This is a genomic window from Pyrinomonas methylaliphatogenes, assembly GCF_000820845.2.
GTDB classification, from domain to species: Bacteria; Acidobacteriota; Blastocatellia; order Pyrinomonadales; family Pyrinomonadaceae; genus Pyrinomonas; species Pyrinomonas methylaliphatogenes.
Genome location: NZ_CBXV010000008.1, coordinates 135336 through 149149, shown reverse-complemented (window position 1 = coordinate 149149; position 13814 = coordinate 135336). Strand labels below are relative to the sequence as shown.

Genomic DNA, 13814 nt, shown 5'->3' with positions numbered 1-13814 from the left:
TTTCAGATCCGGTAGTTCGCGCCTTTGAAGTTGTAGAGCCTCAGTTGGTTTCGATCGGCGCGGTATTCATACTTATGGCCGTGAGCCGAAAGCTCGATGCGCCAACCGGTGGTGATCATCTGGCCGCTCAGTTCATCCTCTTCCGGCGCGCCGAGCGCCAGATCGGGAAACTCGGTCTGCTCGACTCTGCTCTCCGTGATCTCGCTTTCGTTGATGCCGAGACGCTTCGCCAAATCTGCGCGTGCCCGCTTGATCGCTTCCTCTTTCGTCAAAGCCATTTTAACCGCTCCCTCTATCGCCCGTTCCCGGGCGTCGCTTCGTATTGTGCGCTTTCGTCTGAGCACAAGTCAAAGCTCTAGAGGCATCGTTCGGCGGTCACAGATCGCCGTAAAGATGTTGAAGGAGCGCGACGGCGACGATGGCCGCCGTCTCCGCGCGCAGCGTCCTTCCGCCAAGCGTGACGATCTCCCAACCTTTTTGCGAAGCCTGTCTGATCTCTTCCTCGGACCAGCCGCCTTCCGGCCCGACGACGGCGGTGATGATTTGAGGCTTCGGATCGTGGCGCGATCGGATCTCGCGCAGATCGCGTCCTGCCCTTTCCGCGAAGATGATCGGCAGCCGCCTCGCGAGCTCTCCTTCGTCGGCGGCTCGCCGCTCGTTTTCGATGAATTCCGCGAAACCGGTCGGATCGGCGACTTCCGGCACGCGCGCCCGCCCAGACTGTTTGGCCGCTTCGATCGCCAATCTCCGCCACCGGGCCACACGCCGCGCCGCGTCGCGCGGATCGGCCATCTTGATATCAGAGAATCTGGTGAGCAGCGGCGTGATGCGCGTCACTCCGAGTTCAGTCGCTTTCTGGACCACCAGATCGAACTTTTCGCCCTTGAGAAGCGCGAGCGCGAGCGCGAGCCGCAGCGGCGATTCGGGACGGGTCGGGAGAACCTCTTCTTCGATTTTGAGGAGCGCGATGCCGCTCCGTTTCTCGATCGCAGAGACGATGCAGCGAAACTCGCGCCCGCAGCCGTCGAAGACGAAAACTTCAGCTCCCTCTCTGAGTCGCAGGACGGCGCACAAATGGTGCGCTTCTTCGTGGGCCAGCGTGATGAGCCTCTCATCGGCGGAGAAGTTTTCCGGGCGAGCGTAGAAGCGATGCATCGGCATAGATCGTTAAGTCGGACGGTCCCCACCATCGTGGGGACCGAGCGCATTCAGACGATGATGGCAACCCATTCCCCTTCAATCGCGACCTCGCGTTGCGTTGCGCCGAGTTCGATCAAACGGGCGAGGAGTTGATCTGCTTGGGCGACGAGGATGCCTGAAAGGATCAGATGTTCGCACGCGATGTCGAGCAGTTTGGGCAGCATCGGTTCGATGATATCTGCCGTGAGATTGGCGACAAGACAGGCGACCGATGGCGTCTGCTCGTCGGGCGTCCCGACGTAGAAATCTATCCTCTCGGCGACTCCGTTACGCTGCGCGTTTTCGCGCGCGATCTCGATCGCCTGCGGATCTATATCGCAGGCCATGATGCGCGATTCTGGGTGCAGCTTGGCTGCGGCGATGGCCAGTATTCCGGTGCCCGTGCCGACGTCGAGGAAGTCTCCGCCGCGGAAGTGGCGTTCGATCGCGTGCAGACAAAGGCGCGTCGTCTCATGCGTGCCCGTGCCGAAGGCCATGCCCGGTTCGATGCGAATGACGATCTGATCCGGCGCTGCGTTGATTTCGTACCATGGCGGCGCGATCAGGAACCGTCCAACGTGGACCGGTTGCCAATGGCGCTTCCATTCGGCGATCCAATCGCGCGCGCCGATCTCTTCAGTCCCCACTTGATCGATATGCGAAGGATCGAGGCCGTAGATGCGCAGAGCGTCATGCAGGATGATTCGCAGCGCGTCGAGCGCCGGCGGGGCGGCGAAGTAACCGATCGTGCGCGCCAGTCCATCGGATCGATTCCTCGTCTCCGTGCCGAGTGCGCCCGCTTCGCAGAGGCCGTATTCGACGGCTTCGGTCGCCGTTTGATCGCAAGTGATCGTGACGGCATGCCACGTGCGCGTTTCCTCTTCCGGTCTCATGGATCGTCAATCTCCCATGCTCATTTTCGCTCAAGGCGAGAAGCGCTCGCGCACGCCCAATTCATCGAGCAAGTGTTCCTTATCGCGCCAATCCTCCTCGACTTTGACGAAGAGTTCGAGATAGACCTTTTTGCCGAGCAATCTTTCGATATCGAGGCGCGCGCGCGTGCCGATCTCTTTCAAGCGCCTGCCGCCTTTGCCGATGATGATCGCCTTCTGCGATGGCCGTTCGACGAAGATCGCGCAGTGAATTCGCGCGAGGCGGTCGCCCTCTTCGAACTTTTCGGTGACGACGGCAGTCACATACGGCAGCTCTTCGCCAGTCAATTCAAGTATCTTTTCGCGCACCATCTCGGCGACGATCATGCGCAGCGGTTGATCGGTCAATTCATCGGCGTCGAAGATGGGCGGCCCTTCCGGCAGGTTCCTGATGATCTCAGCGATGAGCACATCGACCATCTCGCCGGTCAGGGCTGAAATGGGCACGATGGCGCGCCATGACAGTTGGTTATTGTACCACTCGATGAGCGGCAGAAGTTGCGATTTGTTTTTGAGCTTGTCGATCTTGTTGAGCAGCAGGATGGCCGGTTTGCCTGCGTCCTTGACGAGTTGAAGGGCGAAGCGGTCGCCGTTGCCTGTCGCCGTCGCCGCGTCGCGAATCAGCAACACCAAATCGACGCCTTCGAGCGCATCCATCACGGCGGCCATCATGCGGCGGTTGAGAAGATAGCCTGGACGATGAATGCCCGGCGTATCGACGAGCACGATCTGTCCTTCGGGGCGCGTGATGATGCCGCGGATCTGATAGCGCGTCGTTTGCGGCTTGTCGGAGACGGCGGCGATCTTTTCGCCGACCAGGTAGTTTAAGAGCGTGGACTTCCCGGCATTGGGCCGCCCGATGAGCGCGACGAAGCCGCTGCGGTACGGCTCGCCCGAAGATCCTTCGTTAGCGTTGCGTCCTTCTTCGGCAGAGTCGCCGAACGCTGCTTCGCTTGCGCCGCTTGAAACCTTCTCGGTGTTATCGTCCGTATCGCTCATCGTTTGAATAAGCTGACGATCAGCCTCGAACCGTTCCCGATATCTCCTTCGATGTTGTCGTCTATGCCGCTATGCTTGAAGGAGCGACAGGCGCTTTCCCGTTTCGCCGCGATCGCGATTCACGTTTTGAAGTTCTTGTGCGAGCTCGGAGCCCGATTTCGGTCGAACTCTCTTTCGGACTTTCGGCGCCGCGAGTCAACCGAACAACCCGTGAGTTTATCTGGAAAAGAAAAGGGTCCGCAAGCGAGAACGGCTTGCGGACCGCTGAGTCTGAAAAGATCAAAGGTTCTTTCGGGCCTGTGATCGAAGCTGCGCCGTAGCCGCACTCTTTGTGCGGGGCGCGATCTTAACTGCGCTCGCCTGCGAGGCCGCGAGTTTAACGTAGCGAAAATTTGGTGACCGGTTCCGATCGGCGTCAACGCAAGTTTTCAACCCTTCAGGCGAGATGTCTGCCGCCGTCGACGATGATCGTCGTACCGGTGATGTAATCGGATTCGATCAGAAAGAGGACGGCGCGCGCGACATCTTCGGGTGAACCGGGGCGTTTGATGAGGTTGCGCGCTAAAGCGGTCTGCATCGTCTCGTTTGTCGCGCCCTCTTCGGGAAGGACGATCCCCGGCGCGATGGCGTTGACTTGTATATCGGGCGCGAAGGCCTTGGCTAAGCATTTAACGAGCATGAGCGTGCCGGCTTTCGAGATGCAATAGGGCGTGTAGGCTGGCCACGCGACGAGCGCGGCGACATCGGCGATCTGGATGATCTTGCCCGCGGCGCCGCGCGCCCTCAGCCTGCGCCCGGCTTCGAGCGCACAAAGGTAGGAGCCTTTCAAGTTGACATCGAAAGCGCGCAGAAGGTCATCTTCGGTCAGATCTTCGACGGGACGGCGTTCGATGATCGCGGCGTTGTTGATGAGAATGTCGATTGGGCCAAGCGACCGTTCGGCTTCATCGAAGAGCGCGCGCACTTCGTCCGCTTTAGAGACATCGCAGCGAATGGCGCGGGCGCGACCGTCGAACTCGCGTTCGATCTTTGCCATGAGCGTCTGAGCGGCAGCTTCCGATCTATGATAAGCGATGGCGACCTGTGCGCCGCCGCCGACGAGCGCTAGACTGATAGCGCGCCCGACGCGAATGGCGCCGCCGGTGACGATGGCCGTTTTACCTTCGAGCTTCATCTCGCTTGCCTTTCGCTAAAGGCTTCTCGCTTTTGCTGGTCCAGAGCCCCGCTTCCGCTCATCTTTCGCTGAGATGGCGCCGGCGAAGCGGAGATTAGAAGACATCTCATAAAAACCTTTTCCGACCCAGTTCTCCTCAGCTTCTGCCATTGTTGAGATGGCTTCTAGTCATCGCGGATCCGGAAAGGATCGAGGCTCATCAACTGCGCTCGACGTGCAAGCGGATGACCTCGATGGCGAGTTCAGCCGCCGCGCGCATATCTTTGAGGTCGATCCACTCGTTGACGGTGTGAATGGCGCGCATCCCCGTTCCGACGACGACGCACTCGATGCCTTTGCCGTTAAGGAAATTGGCGTCCGAGCCGCCGCCCGAAGCGACCGTTTTGACTTGGCGCCCGAGCCGTTCCGCCGCGCGTTTGATCAACTGGACCAGTCGTGCGTCATCCGGAACGTTAAGCGCCGGATAATTCCTCTCGATCGTTTCTTCGACGCGCGCGCGGATCGTCTTACCATCGAGCGTGACTTCGTAACGCTCTGCCGCGCGATGCACGCATTCGACCATGTGGCGCGTTTGCTCATCAAGCTTTCGTTCGTCGAGCGAGCGCGCCTCGCCCTTGAGCGTGACGAGATTCGGGATGATATTGGTCGCGCGTCCGCCTTCGATCTGGCCGATGTTGGCGGTCGTCTCTTCATCGATCCTGCCGAGACGCATGGCGGCGATCGCTTCGGCGGCGATTTTGATGGCCGAGATGCCCTGTTCGGGCGCGATCCCGGCATGGGCCTCGAGACCGTGGATGCGGAACTCTATGTGGTTGCCCGATGGACCGCGCGTGAAGATCTCGTTCGGGTCTTCGGCGTCGAAGACGATGCCGAGGCGCGCGCGGAGCCTCTTTTCGTCGAGATGTTTGGCTCCGAGTAGCCCGATCTCTTCGCAGATAGAGAAGACAACTTCGAGGTCCGGGTGCGGGATCGCTCGTTCGCGCAGCGTTTGGATCGTTTCGAGGATGATGGCGATGCCCGATTTGTCATCGCTGCCGAGGATGGTGCGCCCGTCTGAGCGAATGATGTCGCCTTCGACGATGGGACGGATGCCCTCGCCGGGGGTGACCGTGTCCATGTGCGAGCTGAAGAGGAACGGCGGCGCATCGGGGACTGTGCCGCGAAAGCGCGCGATCAGATTGCCCGTGTCGCCGCCGACCTTCTCGCCCGCATCGTCTATCTCGACTTCCGCGCCCAGCGCTTCGCAGCGCCGTTTGAGATATTCGGCGACGCGCCGTTCATGGCGCGAATGGCTGTCGATCTGGACCAGATCGAGGAAAGTCTGTCTCATCCGCTCGAGATTGATCATCTTCCTCCTCCCTTCGGTTCGCATTTCAACGATCTCGCGTTGTCGCGCGTAAGACGGTCGAGCGCGCGTTGTAATTCGGCTCGTTTAGCCTCAAGCAGCGCATCATCTGCATCAGCGGGGACGTAAATGGGCGGCGCGATCCGCACCGTCGCGCGCGTCCATGGCAATGGGATCTGAAACCGATCCCAACTCGAAAGTTCGATGTGATGCGCGGCCTCGATGGTAAAAGGCAGGATCGGTTGGCCGGTCTTCTTGGCCAGCATGACGGCGCCCATCTTGGCCACATAGCGCGGCCCGCGCGGGCCGTCGATGGTGAAGGCCGTCGGGATACCTTGGCGCGTAAGCCGAACCATCTCGACGAGCGCGCCGACTCCGCCGCGCGTGCTCGACCCGCGGGCGGCGCCGTAACCGAAGCGCTGAATGAAACGGGCGATGTATTCGCCGTCGCGGCTCTGCGATGTCATGACGACGATGCCGCGCTGTTGCCAGAAGTGGGTTGCCAGAAAGATCCGATTGTGCCAGAAGGCGTAGATCGGCGCGCCGCCGTCGCGCGAAGCCGCCTCCCAATTCTCCCACCCTTCGACCCGATAGCGCACGGTCGCGCCGATGGCGCGGATCAGCCAGTAGAAGAACAGATCGGCGGCGTAGATCAACAACCTTTCGCCGCGCGAATACCGTCGCAGATCGGCGAATCGGTAAACGCGCAAGGTGCGTTCCGACACTTCCCTTTCGGTCACCGTAGACATCGGAAGACATCGGCAGTCTAGCAGAAATAGACGGTCGAGGAGAAAGAGGGAAGCGGTACCGCCTCCAACGCGAGAGCTGAGGTTGGCTTTTTGCGAGCTTTAGATGTTATGATGCGAACCGAAAAGCCCCCTTGCGCGTATAGCGTAAAGGCGACGCCCCCTCTCCGATCGGAAACTTTAACTTCGAGGCATACGCGTTTGATGGGAAGAAGGCGTATTCTCATCGTCGAAAGCGATGGCAAACTCCGTCAATCGTTAGAACGGGCGCTTGAAGATTTGGGGCATGATGTCGTCGCGACGTCAAATCGCCGGGAAGCGCTCGCGCGTGATGATCTGGAAGATTTCGACCTGATCATCAGCGATCTGACTGAGGATGCGGAAGCCGGCGCGCAGATCCTCAGCGAGTTGGAGCGGAAGGGCCTGCCCGTGCCGGTCGTCGTCTCCGCCTCAGAGGGGCAACCGCCGAGCATCATCGAAGCCTTCAGACTGGGGGCGACCAACTACCTGCGCCGCCCTTATGATCGCGAGGAGTTGCGTCAGATAGTCGAAAAGACGCTCGCCTACAAGCTCCGCTTCCTCGAGGATCGCAAAGTCACGCCTTACGTGCGCGAGCGGATCGAGTTCGAACTTCCGAGCGATCTGAGTTTGATGGGCGGCGTCCTTCAATATTTGCTGGAACGCGCCGTCAAGCTTGGGATCATCCGCCCAGAGCGTTCGAACCTCTTCGTCGCTTTGGACGAAGCGATCGCCAATGCGATCATTCACGGCAATAAGAGCGATCCGCAAAAGATGGTCCACATCATCGCTGAACTGACGCCGCGCGAAGCGCGTTTTACGATCGAGGACGAAGGCGAAGGTTTCGATCGGCAACAGATCCCAGATCCGCGCGATCCGGCCAACCTTTTCAAACCTAGCGGGCGCGGCGTATTGCTGATCTCCAACATCATGGATGAAGTCGAATACAATGAGCGCGGCAATCGTTTGACGATGGTCAAACGCGCGGAGGATGTTCGCACGCTCGCACGAGATGACGAACGAAAGTAGGCGCGAGCGCGCCACAGGTGAGAAGAGCGATTCGACGCGCCGTCGTCTAACCGGGCTTGCCTGGTGGATGCCCGTTGCGGCGTTATCTCTGCTCTTGGCTCTGATCTTCGTCGATCCGTTCGCGGGCGATTGGGATGCGCTCGATTACACCGTCTTCGCGCTCGAAGGGCGGCCTTCGTCGATGCTCCTCGGGCGGATGCTCTTCGTCTTCTTCAATCACGGGCTCTGGCGCATCGCGCACGGTCTCTTCGATCTGCCTCCGGAGAGGGCCTATCTGCTCTTCAAATACGCAGTCGTCGCGCAAAGTCCGTTGGCCATCATCGCGAGTTGGGCGCTGGCGCGAGAGTTGACGCGATCGGTTCAAGCGGCCACGCTCGCCGCGCTCCTTCTCGCCCTTTCGCCGTTCTACATCATCTACAGCGGGCAGGCGATGACCGAGATCCCGGCGATCCTTCTTCTGGCCATCGCTTTGACGATACATCTGCGCGGATTGGAGCGCGCGCGCACCAGTTCGATCCTAATCGGCGCCGCGCTCCTCGGGCTCGGCGCGAACGTCCGCGAAGCGGCGCTCGTCTACGCCCCATGGTTGGTGTTCATGCCATGCGCCTTCGGTTGGAGGTGGCGGATGAAGGACCTTGGGGTGACGGCGCTCGCTTGTCTGCTCTTCGTCCTCTTTGCCTTCGGCCCCTTCGCCCTGTGGTTCGGGTTGAACATCGGCGACTATCGCGCTTGGTGGTTCGGTTGGTGGGAGACGGCGCGCGCCGAATCGGCGCGCCATCCGATCTCGTTATCGAACATGCGTCAACTCCTCTTCTATTTCTTCATCGCCGCGCCGGTCGTCCTTTCGCTCATCCCGTGGACTTTCAAGGATGAGTGGCGAAGGCGAGGTTGGTCTCCGCTGTTGATCGCGGCATGCGTCGGTCTGTGGGCCAATCTCATCTTGATCCTTCACTATAGCGTAGTGCTCAATGGTCGTTACCTGTTGACGGGGTTGCCTGCGCTGGTGCCGATAACGGGCGACTATCTTTGGCGGAAGATGAGGGGGCGTTCGGGCGATGAATGGCGCGCGTTCTGGCGGGCGGCGGCGATCGCCGCCGCCCCGACTGCGCTCGTCGGCTCGATCGTCTACATTCAAGCGAAACCGGCTTTGGCGGCGCACGCGCTTCCGCGCGAGTATCGCGCGCGTCTCGAGCTTTTGCCGCCGGATGCGGTGGTGATGGCTGGCGGGCAGACCGTCAGCGTCACCTTCTGGCGTGGCGTGGGATTGGGAAGGTGGGAGGTGATCGGTACCGGTAGCGGATGGCCGGGCCCGAACCTTCCTGAGGTGATCGACTCATACTTGCGCGCAGGCAAGCGCGTTTTCGTCGATACGGATCCGCGCTTGTGGAAAGGCTACGGTTGGCAAGAAGAGGAGACGCGCGCTCTTGTCGCCTTACAGGATCGATTTCGCTTTCGGCGCGTGACGGCGACGATCTACGAGATCCGCCCGCGCGATGATCTGGCGGCGCAGGATGATCCGCAGCTTTGGCGCCTTCTGCCGGAACGCGAGGGCGGAGTTCGCTGATGCGCAGCTTCAGGGATTAAGCTCCGAGGCGTCGAGCCGTGGTTTGGCGGCTGTGTCGAGGGCGAACGTCGCATCCAAGTTCAATTAAACTTCGCAGCATCGAGCCGCAGTTTGTGGCGGGGAGTGGGAGTCGCTGTGATGCCGTATGAGGTCTTCCTCGCTTTGCGCTACCTGCGCGCGCCATACGGGCGGCGCACGGCGCGTTTATTGGGGCGCGTCGCGGCGGGCGGGATCGCTCTGGGCGTGTGCGCGTTGACGATCGCGCTCGCGTTGGCCAACGGCTTTCGCGATGAGGTTCAGGCGAAGATCTTGCAAGGCACGGCGCACATCACGCTCACGCGAATCGACGGGCGGCCTTTGGCCGATTGGCGCGCGATCGTCGCGCGACTTGAACGGATGGCGGGCGTCAAAGGTGCATATGCGACGGCTTACGTTGGAGCTTTGATCGATGGTCCAGCGGCGACTTCGTACACCATCTTGCGGGCGCTCGACATCGAATCCGAGCGCGCGATCGCAGAGCTCAAACCATCGATCGGCGAAGGATCGCTTCAACCTTTGGTCGAAAACGGCGGCGGTCATCGCGTCCCGATCGTCATCGGTGCCGGCGTGGCCGAGCGGATCGGCGCGCGCGTCGGCGATGAGGTCTCGCTCATCGTCGCGCGCGGAGGGGCATCAGAGGTCGAACCGCAGGTGATCGAAGCGCGGATCGTCGGCGTCTTCCGTTCGGGGCTTTTCGAGTACGATTCGATCTGGAGCTACGCGGCGCTTGAAGATCCGAGCGTGTGGCCCACACCGCCCTCGATCATCAGCGTTGAAGTCGAAGATCCGTTCGCCGTCGCGCGCGTCAAAACGCGACTCGAACGGGCGCTCGGACCGGGTTTCTCGCTGACCGATTGGCAGGAGGCGAATCGCCCTTTCTTTACCGCGTTGGCGCTCGAAAAACGCCTCGTGACGGCGCTCATCGCCCTGCTCGTCGGCGTTGCGGCGCTCAACGTCTTTGCGGCGCTCTCGCTCACGGTGGTCGAGCGGCGCGGCGATATCGCTGTGTTGCGAACGATGGGAGCGCGCACGGGCGAGATCGTTTCGATCTTTCTCATCCAGGGCGGGCTCATCGGCGCGCTCGGCACCGCCATTGGGATCGTGGCTGGATTGATCGCGTGCTCGTTGGGCAATCGCTTCAGGCTGGTTCGTTTGCCTGCAGAGGTCTATTCGCTCAGTTTCGTTCCCTTCGATCCGCACCCGCGAGACCTGATCTTGACGGCGTGCATCGCGTTGCTCGTCAGCCTTGGCGCGGCGATCGGGCCGGCGCGAGCGGCGGCTTCGGTGCTTCCGGCGACCGTGTTGCGCAATGAATGAGATGACGCGAAAGATCGCGCTCAGCGCGCGCGACGTGTGGAAGGTGTTCCATAACGCTTCGGGCGAGAGGATCGAAGTCTTGCGCGGCGTCTCCTTTTCGGTCGGTGTCGGCGAGACGATCGCCATCATGGGCGCCTCAGGGGCCGGGAAGACGACCTTGCTTCACCTGATCGGCGGGATCGAAAGAGCGGACGCCGGGACGATCGAACTGGGCGATCAGCAGGCGCGCGCCCGCGTCGCCTTTGTCTTCCAATCGCATCGGCTGTTGCTCGATCTGACGGCCATTGAAAACGTCGCGCTGCCGCTTCTGGTGGCCCGTTGCCGGAAGCGCGAAGCCTTCGCGCGCGCGCGCGCAGTTTTGGCGCAGATCGGTTTGGATGCGCGCGCTGAGCATCCGATCGGCCATCTCTCCGGGGGCGAGCAGCAGCGCGTCGCCATCGCGCGCGCGCTTGTGACCGGGCCGCGCCTTGTGCTCGCAGACGAGCCGACGGGAAATCTTGACGAGCAGACGGCCTCAAAGGTGGCGCAATTGCTCATCGAGTTGTGTCGGCGGGATGGGACCTCAGCCGTCATCGCGACGCACAACGAAAGTTTGGCGCGGTTATGCGATCGCGCGCTCTTGTTGAAGGATGGTCGGTTGAGCGCGCGCGATCCGCTTTGACTTGCTCGCGCCGGACGCCATGGCCTTTCGCCCGCGGGTTGCGCCTCCCTCTTTCGGCAGATGCGTTGTTAGGTTATAATCTTCAGGCAAAAGCGCGACAGGCGACGCGCCTTCACTCGGAAAGAGATGAGTGTCTTTATCTGGGCGGTAAGGTTTCATGTTTGAACGCTACACGGAAAAAGCGCGACGGGTCATCTTCTTTGCACGTTACGAAGCCGCACAGTTCGGTGCGCCCGCAATCGAACCGGAACACCTGCTCTTGGGTTTGTTGCGCGAAGACAAAAGCTTGACATCGCGTTTCCTCGCTCGCTCACAGATGTCGGTTGAGGCGATCCGCCGCGACATCGAAGCGCGGACGACGATACGCGAGAAGATCTCCACCAGCGTCGAACTGCCGCTGGCGCCCGACACCAAACGGGTGCTCGTCTACGCGCACGAGGAGTCGGAAAGGCTCGGTCACAAACACATCGGGACGGAGCATCTGTTGCTTGGATTGTTGCGCGAAGAGCGTTCGCTCGCGGCGGAGATCTTGCACGAGCGCGGATTGCGCGTCAGCGCCGTGCGCGAGGAGATCGCCAGATCGCTCGGCGTCGATCCGCGCACTTCGCAGAAGAAGGACACACCGCATCTAGCGGAGTTTTCGCGCGACCTGACCGAAGACGCGATGAACGATCGGCTTGATCCGCTCGTCGGGCGCGAAGCCGAAATCGAGCGCGTCATCCAGATCCTTTGCCGCCGAACGAAGAACAACCCGGTCCTGATCGGTGAACCGGGCGTTGGGAAGACGGCGATCGTCGAGGGGCTAGCGCAGCGGATCGTGCGCGGCGAAGTCCCGCCGTTTCTCGAAAACAAACGCATCCTATCGCTCGATCTCTCCTTGATCGTCGCCGGGACGAAGTATCGCGGCCAGTTCGAAGAACGGCTCAAGCAGATCATGCGAGAGCTGATCGAAAACCCGCAGTACATCGTCTTCATCGACGAGCTCCATACGCTGGTCGGCGCGGGCAGCGCCGAAGGCTCGCTCGACGCTGCCAACATCTTGAAACCAGCGCTATCGCGCGGCGAAATCCAATGCATCGGCGCGACGACCCCAGCCGAATTTCGCAAGTCGATCGAGCGCGATCGCTCGCTAGAGCGCCGTTTCCAAGCCGTCAAAGTCCCGCCGCCGACGGAAGAAGAGGCCATCCGGATACTCGAAGGGTTGCGCGAACGATACGAATCCTTCCATCAAGTACGGTACACGCGCGAAGCGCTCGAAGCTGCCGTTTATCAGTCGAACCGTTATATTCCGGATAGATTCCTGCCCGACAAGGCGATCGATGTGATCGATGAGGCCGGAGCGCGCGTCAAGCTACGTGCGCGTCGCGAACGCGCCGAGCGCCTGTCATACGATGGACCGATCTTCCTCGCCGATCTCGGCGTCCCGTTTGCCGAGGAAGATGAGATGTTGCTTTCGGTCGAGGTGACGAAAGACGATGTCGAAGAGGTGATCGCCCGCTGGACCGGCATCCCGATCACGTCGCTGAAGGAAGAGGAGTCGCAGAAGCTACTGCGCATCGAAGAGGAGTTGCATCGTCGCGTCGTCGCGCAGCGTTCGGCCATTTCGGCGTTGGCGCGCGCCATCCGTCGTTCGCGCGCCGGATTGAAGAACCCGAACCGACCGGTCGGCTCGTTCCTCTTCCTAGGACCGACGGGCGTCGGGAAGACCGAGGTCGCGCGTTCGCTCGCCGAATTTCTCTTCGGTTCCGAGCGGGCCATGATCCGTTTCGATATGTCGGAGTTCATGGAGAAACATGCCGTCTCGAAACTGATCGGCAGCCCGCCCGGATATGTCGGCCATGAAGAGGGCGGTCAGTTGACCGAGCGGATCAGAAGATCGCCCTATGCGGTTGTGCTTTTCGACGAGATCGAGAAGGCCCACCCGGACATCTTCAACATCCTGCTTCAGGTCTTCGAGGATGGCATCTTGACCGATTCGCTCGGCAACACGGTCGATTTCAAGAATACGATCATCATCATGACGTCGAACATCGGCGCGCGCTTCATCCAGAAGCGGGGCGCGCTCGGTTTCCAAGCCTCGGCTGAGGCGACGCGCGAGAAGATAGAGGAGATGGTGATGTCGGCGGTCAGGCAGACCTTCAATCCGGAATTCATCAACCGCCTGGACGAGATCATCATCTTCGACCCGCTGCACGATGAGGAGCTGTTTGAGATCGTCGGATTACAGGTTGAGCAGTTGAACCGGACTTTGCGACGGCGCGGGCTTGAGGTCCGGTTGACCGATGAGGCCAAGCGCTGGATCGTCAATAAGACCTGTACGGATCGTTCTTATGGCGCTAGGCCGCTGCGCCGCGCGTTGCAGAAGTACGTCGAAGATCCGCTCAGCGAAGCTATCATCCAGGGATCTTTGAACGGTGCAAGCGTCGTCGAAGTGTTCGTCGCGGGCGATGGGTTGAGCTATCGTCCGGCGACGGTGGAAGAGCCGGGAGACGCGCTGTTGATCCATTGAAGGCTTTTGATGCGATCATGCTCGATCTTTCGCTCGCGGGAGCTTAAGCCCGACTCCCCCCGCGTCCTGATTTAACTGTCGTTCATCGTCCGGCAGATCTGCCCGCTCCGAAGGCTCGGACGGAACCTTTTCGCGATAGCGTAGCTTTTTGCCTTCACGGCGCGGTTGCTAGTATAATGCGCCGCTTTGCCGGAAGATCTGGCAACGGCGCAACCGGTGGCGCGAATCAAATAGCGGACTTTCAAGCGGATCGATAGGGATCAGCGGCGCGACCGGTTGCGGATGACCCCGACGCCGGGCGC

12 protein-coding genes are annotated in these 13814 nt (G+C 60.9%); 5 read left to right on the top strand and 7 right to left on the bottom strand.

Going from position 1 to position 13814, the window contains the following annotated elements; translation table 11 throughout:
• Positions 1–2: 2 nt before the first annotated feature.
• The 7 genes from PYK22_RS11840 to PYK22_RS11805 form a co-directional block, all read right to left on the bottom strand.
• Positions 3–278, bottom strand: a complete 276-nt coding sequence (locus PYK22_RS11840; RefSeq protein WP_041977572.1) for a hypothetical protein — start codon at positions 276–278, stop codon at positions 3–5.
• A 97-nt stretch (positions 279–375) separates the two neighbouring features.
• A complete protein-coding gene (locus tag PYK22_RS11835; protein ID WP_041977569.1) occupies positions 376–1155 on the bottom strand; it encodes a 16S rRNA (uracil(1498)-N(3))-methyltransferase in 780 nt (259 codons plus the stop codon).
• 53 nt (positions 1156–1208) lie between these two features.
• Positions 1209–2072, bottom strand: coding sequence for a 50S ribosomal protein L11 methyltransferase (locus tag PYK22_RS11830; protein WP_060635612.1), 864 nt, complete (start codon positions 2070–2072; stop codon positions 1209–1211).
• A 30-nt stretch (positions 2073–2102) separates the two neighbouring features.
• Positions 2103–3110, bottom strand: coding sequence for a GTPase Era (era, locus tag PYK22_RS11825; RefSeq protein ID WP_083437819.1), 1008 nt, complete (start codon positions 3108–3110; stop codon positions 2103–2105).
• Positions 3111–3546: 436 nt separating this feature from the next.
• Positions 3547–4284: an SDR family NAD(P)-dependent oxidoreductase gene (locus PYK22_RS11815; RefSeq protein ID WP_041977565.1), complete on the bottom strand. Its 738-nt coding sequence runs from the start codon at positions 4282–4284 to the stop codon at positions 3547–3549.
• A 199-nt stretch (positions 4285–4483) separates the two neighbouring features.
• A complete protein-coding gene (locus PYK22_RS11810; protein ID WP_041977563.1) occupies positions 4484–5632 on the bottom strand; it encodes a M20/M25/M40 family metallo-hydrolase in 1149 nt (382 codons plus the stop codon).
• Complete coding sequence (locus PYK22_RS11805; protein WP_060635611.1) at positions 5629–6378, bottom strand: lysophospholipid acyltransferase family protein; 750 nt, start codon at positions 6376–6378, stop codon at positions 5629–5631. The genes PYK22_RS11810 and PYK22_RS11805 overlap by 4 nt, the downstream gene beginning before the upstream one ends.
• A 201-nt stretch (positions 6379–6579) precedes the next feature.
• Between PYK22_RS11805 and PYK22_RS11800 the strand changes: the two genes are divergently transcribed.
• From PYK22_RS11800 to PYK22_RS11780, 5 genes are all read left to right on the top strand, one after another.
• Entirely contained in the window at positions 6580–7422 is an 843-nt protein-coding gene (locus PYK22_RS11800; RefSeq protein ID WP_041977561.1) for an ATP-binding response regulator, read from the top strand.
• Positions 7406–8986: a glycosyltransferase family 39 protein gene (locus PYK22_RS11795; RefSeq protein ID WP_157770845.1), complete on the top strand. Its 1581-nt coding sequence runs from the start codon at positions 7406–7408 to the stop codon at positions 8984–8986. The genes PYK22_RS11800 and PYK22_RS11795 overlap by 17 nt, the downstream gene beginning before the upstream one ends.
• Positions 8987–9124: 138 nt before the next feature.
• The gene (locus tag PYK22_RS11790; protein WP_041977555.1) at positions 9125–10342 is read left to right on the top strand and encodes an ABC transporter permease; all 1218 of its coding nucleotides are present in this window, start codon (positions 9125–9127) and stop codon (positions 10340–10342) included.
• A 1-nt stretch (position 10343) separates the two neighbouring features.
• Positions 10344–11003, top strand: coding sequence for an ABC transporter ATP-binding protein (locus PYK22_RS11785; protein WP_060635777.1), 660 nt, complete (start codon positions 10344–10346; stop codon positions 11001–11003).
• A 157-nt stretch (positions 11004–11160) separates the two neighbouring features.
• Positions 11161–13512 (top strand): ATP-dependent Clp protease ATP-binding subunit, encoded by a 2352-nt coding sequence (locus PYK22_RS11780; RefSeq protein WP_041977550.1) that lies wholly within the window; start codon positions 11161–11163, stop codon positions 13510–13512.
• Positions 13513–13814: the final 302 nt, after the last annotated feature.